The sequence below is a fragment of the Necropsobacter rosorum genome, from assembly GCF_964241405.1.
Taxonomy (GTDB): Bacteria; Pseudomonadota; Gammaproteobacteria; order Enterobacterales; family Pasteurellaceae; genus Necropsobacter; species Necropsobacter rosorum.
This window is the reverse complement of the sequence record NZ_CAXSXF010000002.1, coordinates 98292-115112: the sequence shown is the minus strand read 5'-3', so window position 1 is coordinate 115112 and position 16821 is coordinate 98292. Positions and strand designations below refer to the sequence as shown.

Here is a 16821-nt window from a genome sequence, read left to right as displayed (position 1 = left end):
TATCTAGTTGTGAGAGAAACGAAATGCTCGAAACTTCACAAACCATCCCGGAATTAGTGTCCTGGGCGAGGGAGCGCGAGTTCTCGTTGAATTTACCGACAGAACGCCTGTCTTTTTTACTTGCTATCGCCATTTACAATAATGAACGTCTGGACGGCGAAATGCTGGAAACCGATCTGATTGATATCTTCCGTCATATTTCCGCCGCTTTCGACCAATCACAGGAAACCATTGCGACCCGTGCCAATAACGCCATCAACGAGCTGGTTAAACAGCGGTTTTTAAACCGTTTCAGCAGCGAGTTTACCGAAGGCCTGGCGATTTACCGCTTAACCCCGCTCGGTGTCGGGGTTTCCGATTATTATATCCGTCAGCGCGAGTTTTCCGCGCTGCGTTTGTCTGTGCAGCTGTCGATCGTGGCGGATGAAATTCAGCGCGCCTCGGAGGCGGCGGAAGAAGACGGCGACGAACATCACTGGCGGCGGAATGTGTTTGCGCCGCTGAAATATTCGGTGGCGGAAATTTTCGACAGCATTGATTTTTCGCAGCGGGTGATGGATGAAAATCAACAAACCATTAAAGACGAAATCGCCGAATTATTAACCAAAGACTGGCAGGCAGCCATTGCCAGCTGCGAAAAGTTACTGGACGAAACCTCCGGTAATCTGCGCGAGTTGCAGGATACCTTAAATGCCGCCGGCGACAAGCTGCAAGCGCAATTGCTGCGCATTCAGGATTGCGTTATCGGCCGCGGCGAGCTGTATTTTATTGATCAGCTGATTACGGATCTGCAGGCCAAACTTGACCGAATCATCAGCTGGGGACAGCAAACCATCGACTTGTGGATCGGCTACGACCGTCATGTGCATAAATTTATCCGCACCGCCATTGATATGGATAAAAACCGCGTCTTTTCGCAGCGTCTGCGCCATTCCATTCATCAGTATTTTGATAACCCTTGGTATTTATGGGCCGCGCAGGCGGAGCGTTTAATCGATCTGCGCGACGAAGAGCTGGTGCTGCGGGAGGAAGATGCGCTGGGCGAATTGCCGGATGCGTTGCAATATGAAAGTCTGGCGGATGTGCATGAACAAATCGTGGAACATATGCAGGACTTATTGATTGATTACCGCGAGCACGGCCGCCCGATTAACCTAAGTTTAGTGCTGAAAGCGCAACTGGAGCAATATCCGCTGGCCCGTCATTTTGATGTGGCGCGGATTATTGTGGATCAGGCGGTGCGTTTAGGTATGGCGAGTGCGGATTTGGCCGCCGTTTACCCGCAGTGGGAAGACATCAATCGCTATGGTGCGCAAGTGCAGGCGCACAGTATCGATGAGTACAAATAACAAGAGATCAACCAATGACAGACAATCTTCAAGATATCATTTCGATTAAACAGGCGCAGGCGCTTGCCAATCCGTTATTTCCCGACGTGGACAGCCAGCTGCGCGCCGGCAGACATATCGGCACCGAACAGTTGGATCATCATGCGTTTTTAATGGATTTTCAAACCGAACTGGATCAATTTTACCGCCGTTATAATGTGGAACTTATCCGCGCGCCGGAGGGATTTTTCTATTTGCGTCCGAAAGCCACCACGCTTATCGCCCGTTCCGTGTTAAGCGAGCTGGAAATGCTGGTCGGCAAAGTGCTGTGTTATTTGTATTTAAGCCCGGAGCGTCTGGCGCAGCAGGGGATTTTCAGCACGCAGGAAGTGTATGACGAACTGCTGAATCTGGCCGATGAAGGCAAATTGCTGAAAGCGGTGAATCAGCGTTCGTCAGGTTCGGATCTGGATAAACAAAAACTGGCGGAAAAAGTACGCGCCGCCTTAAACCGCCTGCGTCGTATGGGCATGATTTATACCGTCGGCGAACAAAACAGCGGGAAATTCACGATTTCCGAAGCGGTGTTCCGTTTCGGAGCGGAAGTGCGTGCCGGCGATGACCCGCGTGAGGCGCAGCTGCGTCTGATTCGCGACGGGGAAGCGGCTACACCGGCCTCGCTGCAACTGGAAAAAAGTGCGGTGGAAAAAACCGAAGAATCCGATGAGCAAGTGCAAGATGATGGGGAAGAAGAATAATGTCTGATATGCTGGAACTGGAACATAATACGCAACACCCTGAGAATGAAGCGATCTCACAGCCATTCGACGACGCCTCACCGTCGGCGAATTCTGTTGAACGCGGCAAATTCCGCTCTTTAACCCTGATCAACTGGAACGGCTTTTTCGCCCGCACTTTTGATCTGGATGAACTGGTCACCACGCTTTCCGGCGGTAATGGGGCGGGGAAATCCACCACCATGGCGGGCTTTGTTACCGCGCTGATTCCGGATCTGACCTTACTGCACTTCCGTAACACCACGGAAGCCGGCTCTACCGGCGGTTCGCGCGATAAAGGGTTGCACGGCAAACTGCGTCCGGGCGTATGTTATGCGGTGTTGGATACGGTCAATTCCCGTCGTCAGCGGGTTTTAGTCGGGGTGCGCTTGCAGCAGGTGGCCGGCCGCGATAAAAAAGTGGATATTAAAACCTTTTCCGTTCAGGGGCTGGAATTGTCCTTAAACCCGACCACCGTGTTTACCGAATCGGTCGGGGAACGTCAGGCGCGGGTGCTGAACCTGAACGAGTTAAAAGATAAAATCGAAACCCTCGGCGCTCAATTCAAACAATATCATTCCATCGGCGATTACCATTCGATGATGTTTGATCTGGGCATTATTCCGAAACGCCTGCGTTCGTCTTCCGATCGCAGCAAATTCTATAAATTAATCGAAGCCTCGCTCTACGGCGGGATCTCCAGCGCCATCACCCGTTCGCTGCGCGATTATTTATTGCCGGAAAATTTAGGCGTGCGCAAAGCCTTTCAGGATATGGAAAGCGCGCTGCGCGAAAACCGCATGACCCTGGAGGCGATTAAAGTCACGCAGGCCGACCGCGATCTGTTTAAACACCTGATCACGGAAACCACCAATTATGTGGCCTCCGATTATATGCGCAATGCCAATGAGCGGCGCGGCAATATCGAAACGGCGCTGACGTTCCGTAAAGACTGGTATAGCGGCAAAGCCGAGCAGGATTTGGCGCAGCACCGTCTGGTGGATTTAAGCCGTGAGGCGGCGGAACTGGCGGAACGCGAACAGGTGCTGGAAGTGGATCACCAAAGCGCGGCGGATCACCTGAATTTAGTGCTGAATGCCTTGCGCCATCAGGAAAAAATCTCCCGTTATCATGAAGATGTCGCCGCGCTGCGGGAAAAGCTGGAAGAACAGAAAGCCGCCGTAGAAGAGGCCAATGAGCAGCAGGCGGAAAGTCAGGCGCGTTTCGAGCAAACCGAGCAGGAAGTGGATCAACTGCGCGGCCAGCTGGCGGACTATCAACAGGCGCTGGATGCCCAACAAACCCGAGCGCTGCAATACCAGCAGGCGATACAGGCGCTGGAAAAAGCCAAGCAGTTGTGCGGGCTGGCGGATTTGGCCGTGAAAAACGTGGATGATTATTATGCCGAATTCGCCGCACAGGCGGAAGATATTACCAACAATGTGCTGGATTTAGAGCAGAAAATGTCGCTATCGGAAGCGGCAAAATCGCAGTTCGACAAAGCCTATCGGCTGGTGTGCAGCATCGCCGGCGAAATGCCGCGCGCCGGCGCGTGGGAAAGTGCGAAAGCATTATTGCGCGAATACCCGACACAACGGCTGCAGGCACAACAAACCCCGCAGCTGCGGGCAAAGCTGCATGAACTGGAACAACGCTACGGTCGGCAGCAAAGTGCGGTGCGTTTATTAAACGAATTTAATCAGCGTGCCGATTTAGCCCTGCAAAGCGCAGATGAACTGGAAGACTATCATGCGGAGCAGGAAAGCCGGCTGGAAGAACTCGAGGCCGAATTATCGGAACAGGTGGAAAGCCGTTCGACCCTGCGGCAAAAACGCGAGCAATTGACCGCACTTTATAACGAAAATGCCAATAAAGCGCCGGCGTGGCTGACCGCGCAGGCCGCATTGGAACGCCTGCAGGAGCAGAGCGGGCAGCATTTTGCCGACAGTCAGGATGTGATGAACTTCATGCAGCAACAGCTGGTGAAAGAACGAGAGCTGACCATTCAGCGCGATCAACTGGAACACCAGCGTCAGCAGCTGGATGAACAGATTTCACGTCTGAGTCAGCCCGACGGTTCGGAAGACGCCCGGCTGAATATGCTGGCGGAACGCTTCGGCGGGGTATTGCTGTCGGAGCTGTATGACGATGTGCCTTTTGAAGACGCGCCGTATTTTTCCGCCTTATACGGCCCGGCGCGTCATGCCATTGTGGTGCGTGATCTGAATGCCGTGAAAGGGCAGTTGGCACAGCTGGAGGATTGCCCGGATGATTTATATTTAATCGAAGGCGATCCGAGCGCCTTTGACGACAGCGTATTATCGGCGCAGGAGCTGGAACACGGCGTGGTGGTTCAGGTCTCCGATCGCGAATTGCGTTATTCTAAATTCCCGGAAATTCCGTTGTTCGGCCGCGCCGCGCGGGAAAAACGGTTGGAAGCGTTACAGTTGCAGCGTGAAGAGGTGGCGGAACATTATGCGCAACGGGCGTTCGATGTGCAGAAATGCCAGCGTTTACATGAGCATTTCAGCCAGTTCGTCGGGCTGCATTTAGCCTTGGCGTTCCAGCCGAATCCGGAACAGCGAATGGCGGAAATCAACCGTGAACGAACTGAGATCGAGCGGGAATTGAACCAGCTTTCCGGCAGCGAACAGCAAATCCGCCTTCGTCTTGATGAGGCGAAAGAGCAAATTCAGCTGCTGAATAAACTGGTTCCGCAGTTAAGTTTACTGGCGGACGACGATTTGCTTGACCGCATTGAAGAATGCCGCGAGCAGCTGGATGCAGCGGAACAGGATGAAATTTTTATTCGCCGTCACGGCGCGACGTTGTCACAACTGGAACCGATCGCCAATACGCTGCAAAGCGATCCGGAAAATTATGAGCGCCTGAAAGCGGATTACCAACAGGCAATCAGCCGACAAAAACAAATGCAGCAACGGGTTTTCGCGCTGGCGGACGTCGCACAGCGTAAAAACCATTTCAGCTACGAGGAAACGGTGAAATCGGAAACCTCCGAACTGAACGAACAATTACGTGCGCGGTTGGAACAGGTTCAGCAACAACGGGAACAGCAGCGGGAACAGGTGCGTCAGAAGCAGGTGCGTTTTGCTCAATATAATCAGGTGTATATTGAACTGCGCAGCGCCTATGAAGAAAAAAATAAAATGTTAAATGAGCTGATCGATGAAATCAGCCAGCTGGGCGTGCGGGCGGACGACGGCGCGGAAGAACGCGCCCGAGCGCGCCGCGACGAATTATATCAGCAACTGTCCGCCAGCCGTCAGCGCCGCACCTATATTGAAAAACAATTGACGTTAATCGAAAGCGACAGCGAAAACCTCAGCCGCCGCATTCGTAAAGCCGAACGGGATTACAAAACCCAGCGCGAACTGGTGGTAGCCGCCAAAGTCAGCTGGTGCGTGGTGTTGCGCCTGTCTCGCAACAGCGATGTGGAAAAACGCTTAAACCGCCGCGAACTGGCTTATTTATCGGCGGACGATCTGCGTTCCATGTCGGATAAAGCGCTGGGTGCGCTGCGCACGGCGGTGGCGGACAACGAATATCTGCGCGATGCGCTGCGGCTTTCCGAAGACAGCCGCAAGCCGGAAAATAAAGTGCGGTTCTTTATTGCGGTATATCAGCATCTGCGTGAGCGTATTCGTCAGGATATTATCAAAACCGACGATCCGATTGATGCGATTGAGCAAATGGAAATTGAGCTTTCCCGCTTAACGGATGAGTTGACCGGGCGCGAGAAAAAACTGGCGATCAGCGCCGAGAGCGTAGCAAATATTATGCGCAAAACCATTCAGCGCGAACAAAACCGCATTCGCATGCTAAATCAGGGATTGCAGAATATTTCCTTCGGGCAGGTGAAATCCGTGCGTCTGGTGGTCAATATCCGCGATACGCACGCCATGCTGCTGGATGCGCTTTCCGGCAATCAGGACGATTATCAGGATTTGTTCAGCGACAACCGCATCACCTTCTCGGAAGCGATTGCGAAATTATATCAGCGTTTAAATCCGCATATCGATATGGGACAGCGTACCGCGCAGACAATCGGCGAAGAATTGCTGGATTACCGTAATTATCTGGATCTTGAAGTGGAAGTTTATCGCGGCGCCGATGGCTGGCTGCGCGCGGAAAGCGGCGCGTTATCCACCGGTGAAGCCATCGGTACGGGGATGTCGATTCTCTTAATGGTGGTGCAAAGCTGGGAAGAAGAAAGCCGTCGTATTCGCGGTAAAGACATTGTTCCTTGCCGCTTGTTATTCCTCGACGAAGCCGCCCGTTTGGACGCCAAATCCATTTCAACGCTGTTTGAATTATGCGAACGGCTAGATATGCAGCTGCTGATCGCCGCGCCGGAAAATATCAGCCCGGAAAAAGGCACCACTTATAAACTGGTGCGCAAAATCGCCGGCAACCAGGAACACGTTCATGTGGTCGGATTGCGTGGGTTTGGGGCAAGCGCCTAAGCAATATACAAAAGTGCGGTGGGAAAATGAAAAATTTTCAGAAAAAACACCGCACTTTTTGTTTAACTTAATGAGAACCGGCGGAAAACAGGTTGATCACCAGCACGCCGGCGATAATTAATCCGATTCCGATCGTGCTACCGAGTAAAATCCAATGCTCACCGCTTATTCAATCCATTCGACGATTTCGTCAATCGGTTTGCGGTATTTGGCTTTGATTTCTTTGGCGCGATAACCGAAGGTTACCATCACGGAAACGCCCCATTCAGCCGGGTCGAAAGCGCCGGCTTCAGCCAGAATGCGGTTGACTTCCGCATAATTAAAACCCTCTACCGGGCAGCTGTCGATGCCGATAAGCGCGGCGCCGGTCATCATATTCGCCAGTGCGATATAGGTTTGTTTGGATGTCCAGTCAAAGAGGGCGCGCTCGCTTTCCAGCAGTTTCATATCATCGGTCTGAAAAGACTGATAACGTGAAACGGCTTTGCTGATCTGTTCTTCAGTCAGGCCGCGTTTTTCCAGCGCGTTACGGAAATAGGCGGAATCATAACGCGCGTTTTTCTTGGCTAAAATCACGACTAAATAGCTGGCATCATCAATTTGGGTTGCAATACCCCAGCCAACTTCTTTGATTTTGGCGCGAATTGCCGGATTTTGCACTACCAGAAATTTCCAAGGTTCGGAGCCGACGGAACTCGGCGATAAACGAGCAAGTTCCAGAATATATTGAAAATCGTCTTTACTGACTTTTTTATGCGGATCATATTTACGGGTTGCGGCACGGAAATGAAAGCCGTCCAGCACTTGCTGTTTGGTGATTTGGCTCATCTTTATTCTCCTGATTGGGCGATGAAAATTCGGATTATTATAAAGGAAATAACGTGCAGCGCATACCCGTTCGGCGTTGCCGTCTCCGTAAAAAAGGCCTTAAGCAGTCTGCTTGGTTATGTTTTGGCGCTCATCGCATGGTTTTTCTTTCTTATTGATCTTGCAGTGAGATAGTGCATTGCTATATATTTCACAACCATAATATAAAAGTGCGGCCGTTATGGTAATGGCTTGTGAAATAGATAACGTCTTATAAAAAGGATTATTCATGCACTATCTCATTTTTGCGGTGCTTTGCAGTGTTGCGGTGTCCGTGTTGTTAAAAGTGGCGCGTAAAACAAATATTGTGATCGAACAGGCAATTGCGTTTAATTATATTGTGGCGCTTGCATTGGCGTATTATCTGCTGCGGCCTGATTTCAACGGCATGGGATTAAGTCAATTTATTATACGGAGCGAACATGCGCCGATTTTTCTCGCGCTGGGAATTTTGCTGCCGTCGGTATTCATTATTATGTCGAAAGCGGTGGAGTTTGCCGGCATTGTCCGTTCCGACGCCGCGCAGCGATTATCTTTATTTCTGCCGATTCTGGCGGCCTTTTTGATTTTTGGTGAGCAGCTCAGCCAAGCGCGCTTAATCGGTGTTGTGCTGGCGTTTTCTGCGCTGTTTTGCCTGATTTCCAAACCGACGCAAACCATGTCCGGCAGCACGGCAAAGGGCGTTATCAGCCTGATTCTGGTCTGGTTGGGCTATGGCGTGATTGATATTCTGTTTAAACAAACGGCGAAAATGGGCGGCGCGTTTCCGACCACATTATTTATCGCCTTTGTGCTTGCGGCCTGCGTGATGTTTATTTATTTACTGCTGAAACGAACGCACTGGACAACCCCAAGCCTGATCGGCGGAGTGGTGCTGGGCGGGTTAAATTTCATGAATATTCTGTTTTATATTAAGGCGCATCAGAGTTTTAATCAAAATCCGACGCTGGTTTTTGCCGGGATGAATGTCGGTGTGATCTGTCTGGGAACCTTGGTCGGCGCGTTCGTATTTAAAGAGAAAATCAGCAAAATCAATGGAGTAGGGCTTATTCTGGGCGTTTCGTCAATTATCTGCTTATTCTATTTGGATGCTATTCTGGCTTAGGGCGAATTGTCATGACACACAATGATTTCTCATTTTTTATTTACGACTACGAGAGTTTCGGTATAAACCCGGCCACCGATCGTCCGGCACAGTTTGCCGGTATTCGCACCGATATTGAGTTTAATATTATCGGCGAGCCGGTGATGTTGTATTGTAAACAAACCAATGATTATCTGCCGGCGCCGGAAGCGGTGCTGGTTACCGGCATTACTCCGCAGCAATGCAATGAAAAGGGGCTGTCGGAACCGGAGTTTGCCGCGCGGATTGCGCAGGAATTCAGCCGGCCGAATACCTGCGTGATGGGGTTCAATAATATTCGCTATGACGATGAAATGACCCGTTATACGTTTTATCGCAATTTTATCGATCCCTATGAATACAGCTGGAAAAACGGCAATTCCCGCTGGGATTTGCTGGATGTGGTGCGCGCCTGTTATGCGCTGCGTCCGGAGGGCATTAACTGGCCAGCGGATGAGGATGGCATGCCGTCTTTTCGGCTGGAAAATTTAACCCGCGCCAACGGCATTGAACACAGCAACGCGCACGATGCGATGGCAGATGTGTACGCCACGATTGAAATGGCGAAACTTATCAAGCAGAAACAGCCGAAACTTTATCAGTATTTTTTTGAAAATCGCGGCAAGAAAGCCATTGAAGCGCTGATTAATACCGCAGAAATGACGCCGTTGGTGCATGTGTCCGGCATGCTGGGCAATTATCGCGGCAACACCACTTGGATCGCTCCGCTGGCATGGCACCCGACCAATCAGAATGCGGTGATTGTCTGCGATTTGGACAGTAACATTGACGATCTGCTGAGTAAAAGTGCGGTCGAATTACAGCAAAATTTATACACCAAGAAAAGTGAACTGGAAGCACGCGGCGTGCCGCCGGTACCGTTAAAACTCGTGCATATCAATAAATGCCCGATTATCGCGCCGGCCAAAACACTGCTGCCGCAAACCGCTGCCCGTTTAGGTATCGATCGGGAACATTGTCTGGAGAACCTGAAAAAACTGCGCGCTTCAACCACCATTCGCGAAAAAGTGATGGCGATTTTTAGCGATGAGCGCGCATTCGAACCGAGCGATAACGTAGAAACGGCGCTTTATAACGGTTTTTTTAACTATAACGATAAAAATAATATGGCGATTTTGCGCGATCTGCCGCCGGAAAAATTAGCCGACTGCGGTCTCACCTTTCAGGATCCGCGCATCGGCGAATTGCTGTTCCATTACCGCGCCAGACATTTTTATAAAACCTTAACCCGGGCAGAGCAGGTGAAATGGGATAAATATCGCCGTCAGAAACTGGAAAAAAGTGCGGTGGAATTTCAGCAAAGTTTGCAGCGTTTGGCAGAGGAGCATGCCGATCAGCCCGAAAAACTGGCATTGTTGCAGCAAGTTTATGACTATGGCGTCAGATTGCTGGGTTAAACAGGCCACCGCAAAAAGTGCGGTATAAAAACGCGACGTTTTTTTACGCGCTACACCGCCGTGACATAAAGCAAAGTATAAAAAAACGGTGAATATCGTATCCACCGTTTCGTTATTGGTTATTCGGCTAATTCGGTTTGTTCGTGCGCCATTAATTCCTGTCCCACATCATCCAGCAGACTGAGATAACGTTCGTATTGGGTCAGAATATCGGCGATCAGTTCGTTGCGGGTCATATACTGCACATCGTAACCGGTTCTGCCGTCAAAGAAATAAGTGATCGGCTGATAGGTCATCGTGTGCCGAATATGTGGCAGATGATCATCATCAATCAATTGTTCGGAGACTTCATGACCCACGGATTTAATGCCGTACATAAAATCCCGCATTGATTCTTTTTTGATGATAATTTCAACGCAAGGTTCTTCCGCCTCAAGATAGGGAACGACATCAACATTCAGATTATGCACGCCGATCAACTCCTGACGCAGCTCACGCATAGCCGGTAAGGCAATGTGTTTGAGGAATTTTAAAATGTCTTTTTCCTGCGTCTGATTCAGCATTTGACCTAAACGGGCTTTCCAGGTATCGCTGTTCCAGAAGATGCTGGTCGGTGTGATCTGAGTTTCAAAATATTTCTTATCAATCGACAACCCCTTCCATAAACTGAAACACATAATCAGCATTAAAACCGCAAAGGGCAGTGCCACAATCAGCGTCATTGTTTGCAGCGTGGCCAAACCGCCGGCTTTCAGCAAGACGATCGCAACAATGGCGATCAGGATGCCCCAGCTTGCGGCCTGCCAGCGCGGCGCAACCAAACTTTTATCGCGGGAAGCCATATTATTTAAGACATAAATCCCCGAATCCGCCGAGGTAATAAAAAACAGCGAGATAACCAGCAGCGCAACAATGCCGGTCAGCGTCGGTAATGGTAAGAATTCCAGAAACTTGAATAATAATTTTTCCGGCGTGGAGGTCATTTCATGTAACATACCGTCGGCCACGTTGATGTCCAGCCACAGCGCGCTGTTACCAAAAATCGTGAACCACAACACACAGAATAAACTGGGTACCGCCAGTACGCCGAAAATAAACTCGCGGATAGTCCGTCCGCGTGAAATTCGGGCGATAAACAAGCCGACAAACGGCGCCCATGAACACCACCATGCCCAATATAAAATCGTCCAGCCGGTAAACCAACCGGTGTTTTCTGACTCGTAAGCATAGGTTTTAAAGCTAAGTTCAATCAGATTGCTCAAATAAGTGCCTAAATTGTCACTGAATGTGGCAAATAAATGCAGCGTCGGGCCGGTAAATAAAACGAACAGCATCAGACCGATAGCCAAGGTCAGATTGATTTCGCTTAACATTTTAACCCCTTTGCCCACGCCGGAAATAGCCGACATGATGGCCAGCGTCATAACCACAAGAATAATGCCTACCTGAATCGAAAAATCACTGTGATTTAACCAACCGAGCTGTTCCAACCCGGCGCCTAGCTGTGTTGCGCCGAACCCCAGCGTGGTGATAATCCCGAACAGGGTGGCGATAAGCGCCATAATATCAATCACATCGCCGATTTTGCCGTTAATCCGTTCTTTTAACAACGGATAAAAGCATGAGCGCAATGCTAAGGGCAGTTTATAGCGGAAACCGAAATAGGCGAGTGATAACGCAATCACGGCATACACCGCCCAGGCGTGCATACCCCAGTGAAAGAAGGTGTGCAAAAGGGCTTCCTGCTGTTTATGTTCCATATCACCGGTTGTAATTGAAGAGAAGGAATGAATCAACGGTTCGGCAACGCCGAAAAACATCAAACCGACCCCCATGCCGGCGGCAAACAACATCGCCACCCAGGAGGGAAATGAAAATTCGGGTTCTTCTTCGTCAGCGCCTAATTTAATATTGCCGAGGCTACTGATAGACAGGATCAGCAAAAAACAAAGAAACACCGAAAAAACCAGAATGTAAAACCAGCTGAAATTAGTAAAGATACCTGATTTTGCCCAGTCTAATAGCCATGCGGTTTGCTGCGGTAACAGTAATGTCGCCAGCACCAGTAAAACGACGAGCATTACCGTAATACTGATGACAAACGGATTAAATGACGATTTTTGCTGAATAAGTTTTGAAAAAAACAAAACGTTCATACTCCTATATTTATCGATAATCATTATGCCGGAATCATTATGTAGCGCAGGACTTGCAACGCGAAGTCGGCACAACAATTTATCTTAAAAGAAAAACTTAATAATCAATAAGATATGATATTAATGCAAATACCTTATCTTAGTATGATTGAGCATCCATGATGGATGAATGGAAAGAAATTACAGATATAATTTCGAAAAAAGCGCGGCATTATAACATAAAGTTATTAAAATTTTTATTCTTTTCGATGATAAGACTTCGATCTTATTGGGTTCATGATTACGGATAGGAGGGTTCCTATTCAGATATTGTGACATCGTCACAAGTATAGGTGATTAAAGTCATGCCGAGAATATGTTTCAAATTTAAAATCCGGCGATTTAATTGCTTGGTTAATTATCAGATTTTACGTAGCGTTGCCAAAAATAAACCCGCATGACCGGCATTAAATTGCCATTTCCCAATTTTAGCTTTTGTGCATCAATTATGTTTTCTAAAAATTCAGATTAAATGAAATAAAAAACCGCACAGAAATCAACATAACAAAATCATTATTTTTCAGTATCAATGCCGTTTTAGGGTAGGCTTAGAAAATCCATTTATCCATGTGACATTATCATATATTTTATTTAACATAATATACATTATGCGAAATTAGTGATAAGGTGAGCAAAAACTACGGGTTAAGAAAATCACAAGGTTATGCACAGGTCACTTTTACTGGTTAAGCTAGACAAAATCACATTCAAAGACGCACCGTCACGCGGTTATTTTATGGTTTATGCAATGATTAATGATAATGTAAAGGTTATGTAAATCATTATGGGAGTGATATGTAGTTAGAATTTTCCGGATTGGCGATATTAATTTAATAATGCGGCGTAAAATCTGACATGGATTAAGCGTATTTTTTTCTTTAGATTAAATTCTCATTGATTGGAGAAATGATTGTAAACCGGTAAGTATTTTTGTTTTGGAACGCCGATCGAAATGGCATCTCAAGTGCGGTTAAAAATAGTGAATTTTCTGACCGCACTTTTTCAATAACATTCCAGTGACATTGTCACTTAATCTCCTCCCGGAGAGTCCATTTGAAAATTGTGAGTATTATCACAAAAGCAAAAGCTGGTTATTTACTTGCAACATATTGATTGCTAAATTTTAACAACCCTTTTACATTGAGGACTATGCCATGAAATTTAAACTGTCAAAGCAATATAGCAAACTCCGTAGAGATATTACCGCTTACTATCGTCTCGATGAAAAAACCGCCGTTGATGCCTTACAGCAAACCATTGATTTTACACCAGAACAGGAGGTGAGCATCCATAACAATGCGGTGACGCTGATCAATAAAGTGCGCAAAATCAAGAAAAATCAATACGGTGTAGATGCCCTGATGCAGGAATTTTCATTGGGCGATGATGAAGGCATTGCCTTAATGTGTCTGGCCGAGGCTTTGCTGCGCATTCCGGATAATCAAACGCGTGATGAGTTAATTCATGACAAACTGAAGGAAGGCGATTGGAAATCTCATATCGGTAAGTCCGCTTCCCTCTTTATTAATGCCGCGGGATATGGGCTTTTACTCGGCAAAAAAGTCAGCCAGACGTTTGATGAAAATGACCTATCGAATGCACTGACCCGCAGTTTTGCCCGCCTGTCGGCACCGGTTATGCGTCTTGCCATGGTGCGCGCCATGAAAATTCTGGGTGAACAGTTTGTGACCGGCACGGATATCGGCAGTGCGTTGAAACGGGTGCAAAAACGTATCGCCAAAGGTTATGCCTACTCCTTTGATATGCTTGGCGAAGCTGCGATGACAAAAGCCGATGCGCAACGCTATTTTCAGGATTATCTGCAGGCAATCGCTGTGGTCGGCAATGAATCGAAAGAACGCGATATTTATCGTTCAAACAGTGTGTCGGTAAAATTATCCGCTATTCACCCGCGTTACAGCCGGGCGCAGTATGATCGGGTAATGGACGAGCTTTATCCTAAGTTGAAGCAACTCTTTATTACGGCGAAAGAATACGACATCAGCGTCAATATTGACGCCGAAGAGGCCAATCGCCTCGAACTTTCTTTAGATTTGGTCGAAAAACTGTTGGACGAACCGGAACTGAAAGGTTATCGCGGAATCGGATATGTGGTGCAGGCTTATTCCAAGCGCTGCCCGAAGGTCATTGATTACTTGATTGCGTTGGCCAGAGAAAAACAGGCGTATCTGATGATTCGGTTGGTGAAAGGCGCTTATTGGGACAGTGAAATTAAATGGGCGCAGACCGACGGTTTAGACGGCTTCCCGCTCTATACCAGAAAAAATCATTCCGATATTGCGTATATTGCCTGCGCAAAAAAACTGCTGGAAGCGCAGGATGTGATTTATCCGCAATTCGCCACGCATAACGTGCAAACCCTGTGTACGGTTTATGAACTCGGTCAGGATAAACAATATGAATTTCAATGTTTACATGGAATGGGCGAAACGCTGTATGACAATATCACGGGGAAAGAAAATTTTGATCGTCTGGTGCGCGTTTATGCCCCAGTAGGTACCCATGAAACCCTACTCGCCTACTTAGTTCGCCGTTTATTGGAAAACGGTGCCAATTCCTCTTTCGTTCATCAATTAGTGGATGAAACCATTCCTGCCGAACAATTGGTTACGCCGCCATGGAAACGCTATGCCGAATCACAAGGCCACAGTAATAAAGCGGTGCATCATCCGCTGGCATTATTTAACGACCGCCAAAATTCCGCCGGCTTTGATTTAACCAACGAGCTGACGTTGGAGCAACTGGAACAAGCATTTAATCAGGCGGAGATTCATGATGCCAAATCATTGGTGGCGTTTGCCGATGAGAATTGCCACGCCACCTCGCACCCGGTTATCAATCCGGCGGATTTACAGCACGAGGTGGGACAGGTTTCCTTCTTTCATAAAGCGCATTTAGAAACCGTCTTTTCCATGGCGAAAAGCAGCGACTGGCCACAGAAAAGTGCGGTGGAAAAAGCGACGATTTTGCGCAAAACCGCGGATTTATACGAGGCCAATTACGCGTTATTAATGAAATTAGCCGTACTGGAAGCCGGAAAAACCTTACCGAATGCCATCGCGGAATTGCGCGAAGCGGTGGATTTTTTACGTTATTACAGTCAGCAAATCGAGCAGCTGGAAAACGACAAACAAGCCGCCCCGCCGCGCGGAACCGCACTTTGTATTTCGCCGTGGAATTTCCCGCTGGCGATTTTTACCGGGCAAATTGCCGCCTCACTGGCGGCCGGCAACGCGGTGGTGGCCAAACCGGCGGAGCAAACTTCATTAATCGCCTTTGCGGCGGTCAACCTGTTTTATCAGGCCGGACTGTCCCGCTCTGCCCTACAGCTGGTGCTGGGCGCCGGCGATATCGGTGCGGGATTGGTTGCTCATCCTTTTGATGCGGTGGTCTTTACCGGTTCGACGGAAGTGGCTAAATCAATTAATCAACAGCTGGCGCAAGCCGATCACGATCCGGTTCTGATTGCCGAAACCGGCGGGCAAAATGTTTTGGTCGTGGATTCTTCCGCGTTATCCGAGCAAGTCACCGCCGATGTACTGAGTTCGGCATTTGATTCCGCCGGCCAGCGTTGCTCCGCATTACGGATTTTGTTATTGCAGGAAGACGTTGCGGACAAACTCTATACGATGATTACCGAAGCCATGCAAGAGCTGACCGTAGGCAATCCGGCATTACTGGCGACCGATGTCGGCCCGGTTATCGATAATGAAGCGAAAGAAAATCTGGACAATCATAAAGCCTTAATGCGGCAGATTGCCCGCCGTTATGTTGAACTGGACACGCCAGCCTCAGGACATTATGTAGCGCCCGCCGCATATTGGTTGGATAATTTGGATCAGTTAACGCGTGAAGTATTCGGCCCGATTCTGCATATCATTACCTATCGTAAAGATGAATTAGGCGCCACATTGGCCGCCGTTAACGCCAAAGGTTACGCCTTGACCGGCGGCTGCCACAGCCGTATCCGCAAACAAATCGACTTTGTGGAAAATCACCTGAACTGCGGTAATTTCTATGTTAACCGTAATATTGTCGGTGCGGTGGTTGGCGTACAGCCTTTTGGCGGCCACGGTTTATCCGGCACCGGGCCGAAAGCCGGCGGTGAGTTTTATTTACAACGCTTAACCAAAACTACGCAATATCACAGCCGGTTTGGTGATGGGCAAACCTTATTAAGCGCAAGCCCCGTATTGGACAGCATTACCGGTGAGGAAAATACGCTGGCCTATTTACCTTGTGAGGTGGCTATTTTAAACGGTGATGAAATGCAGGCTGAAAAAGCGGCGCAAAAACTGCTTGCGCACGGCTTTACCGTCTTGTTACAGCCGGAACATCCGTTGGCAAAACGCGACGCGTTAAACGGAATCCGTGTTTCTGCGGATTTTAAAGATTGCCAAAAAGGCGTATTTTTAACCGCACTGAGTAAAGAGCAGCGGTTATGGTATGCCCAACATTGCCGTGCGATTTTCAAATGTTATGACTGGCGTGATACTCAGGATATTATTCCGCTGTATGACGAATTTTCACGCAGTGAAAACACCACGGCGGCGGGCGGAAATGCCTCCTTAATGGCAGCGCAGGAACAATAAGACGAACTAAGGAGCAT

The 16821-nt window shown here is 48.6% G+C and carries 7 protein-coding genes and 1 pseudogene; 6 read left to right on the top strand and 2 right to left on the bottom strand.

The annotated features are described in order from the left end of the window. Positions 1-23 precede the first annotated feature (23 nt). The 3 genes and pseudogenes from mukF to mukB form a co-directional block, all read left to right on the top strand. Entirely contained in the window at positions 24-1349 is a 1326-nt protein-coding gene (mukF, locus tag ACESOH_RS04545; RefSeq protein WP_373100003.1) for a chromosome partition protein MukF, read from the top strand. Between the two features lie 14 nt (positions 1350-1363). Further along, positions 1364-2086 carry a chromosome partition protein MukE gene (gene mukE, locus ACESOH_RS04540; RefSeq protein WP_032092681.1) on the top strand — a complete coding sequence of 241 codons (723 nt, stop codon included), beginning with the start codon at positions 1364-1366 and terminating at the stop codon, positions 2084-2086. An 89-nt stretch (positions 2087-2175) separates the two neighbouring features. Next, positions 2176-6588: pseudogene (gene mukB / locus ACESOH_RS04535) on the top strand (chromosome partition protein MukB); the annotation flags it as partial. Positions 6589-6753: 165 nt separating this feature from the next. On the opposite strand, the gene ACESOH_RS04530 reads toward mukB, so the two are convergent. After that, complete coding sequence (locus ACESOH_RS04530; protein ID WP_373100001.1) at positions 6754-7416, bottom strand: NAD(P)H-dependent oxidoreductase; 663 nt, start codon at positions 7414-7416, stop codon at positions 6754-6756. A 268-nt stretch (positions 7417-7684) separates the two neighbouring features. On the opposite strand from ACESOH_RS04530, the gene ACESOH_RS04525 reads away from it, so the two are divergent. Continuing rightward, positions 7685-8560: an EamA/RhaT family transporter gene (locus ACESOH_RS04525; RefSeq protein ID WP_373099999.1), complete on the top strand. Its 876-nt coding sequence runs from the start codon at positions 7685-7687 to the stop codon at positions 8558-8560. A gap of 11 nt (positions 8561-8571) precedes the next feature. After that, the gene (sbcB, locus tag ACESOH_RS04520; RefSeq protein ID WP_373099997.1) at positions 8572-9996 is read left to right on the top strand and encodes an exodeoxyribonuclease I; all 1425 of its coding nucleotides are present in this window, start codon (positions 8572-8574) and stop codon (positions 9994-9996) included. Positions 9997-10115: 119 nt separating this feature from the next. Here the strand turns inward: sbcB and ACESOH_RS04515 are convergent, their stop codons facing one another. Beyond that, complete coding sequence (locus tag ACESOH_RS04515) at positions 10116-12152, bottom strand: BCCT family transporter (RefSeq protein ID WP_032092672.1); 2037 nt, start codon at positions 12150-12152, stop codon at positions 10116-10118. A gap of 1193 nt (positions 12153-13345) precedes the next feature. On the opposite strand from ACESOH_RS04515, the gene putA reads away from it, so the two are divergent. Then, positions 13346-16804 (top strand): bifunctional proline dehydrogenase/L-glutamate gamma-semialdehyde dehydrogenase PutA, encoded by a 3459-nt coding sequence (putA, locus tag ACESOH_RS04510; RefSeq protein ID WP_373099995.1) that lies wholly within the window; start codon positions 13346-13348, stop codon positions 16802-16804. Positions 16805-16821: the final 17 nt, after the last annotated feature.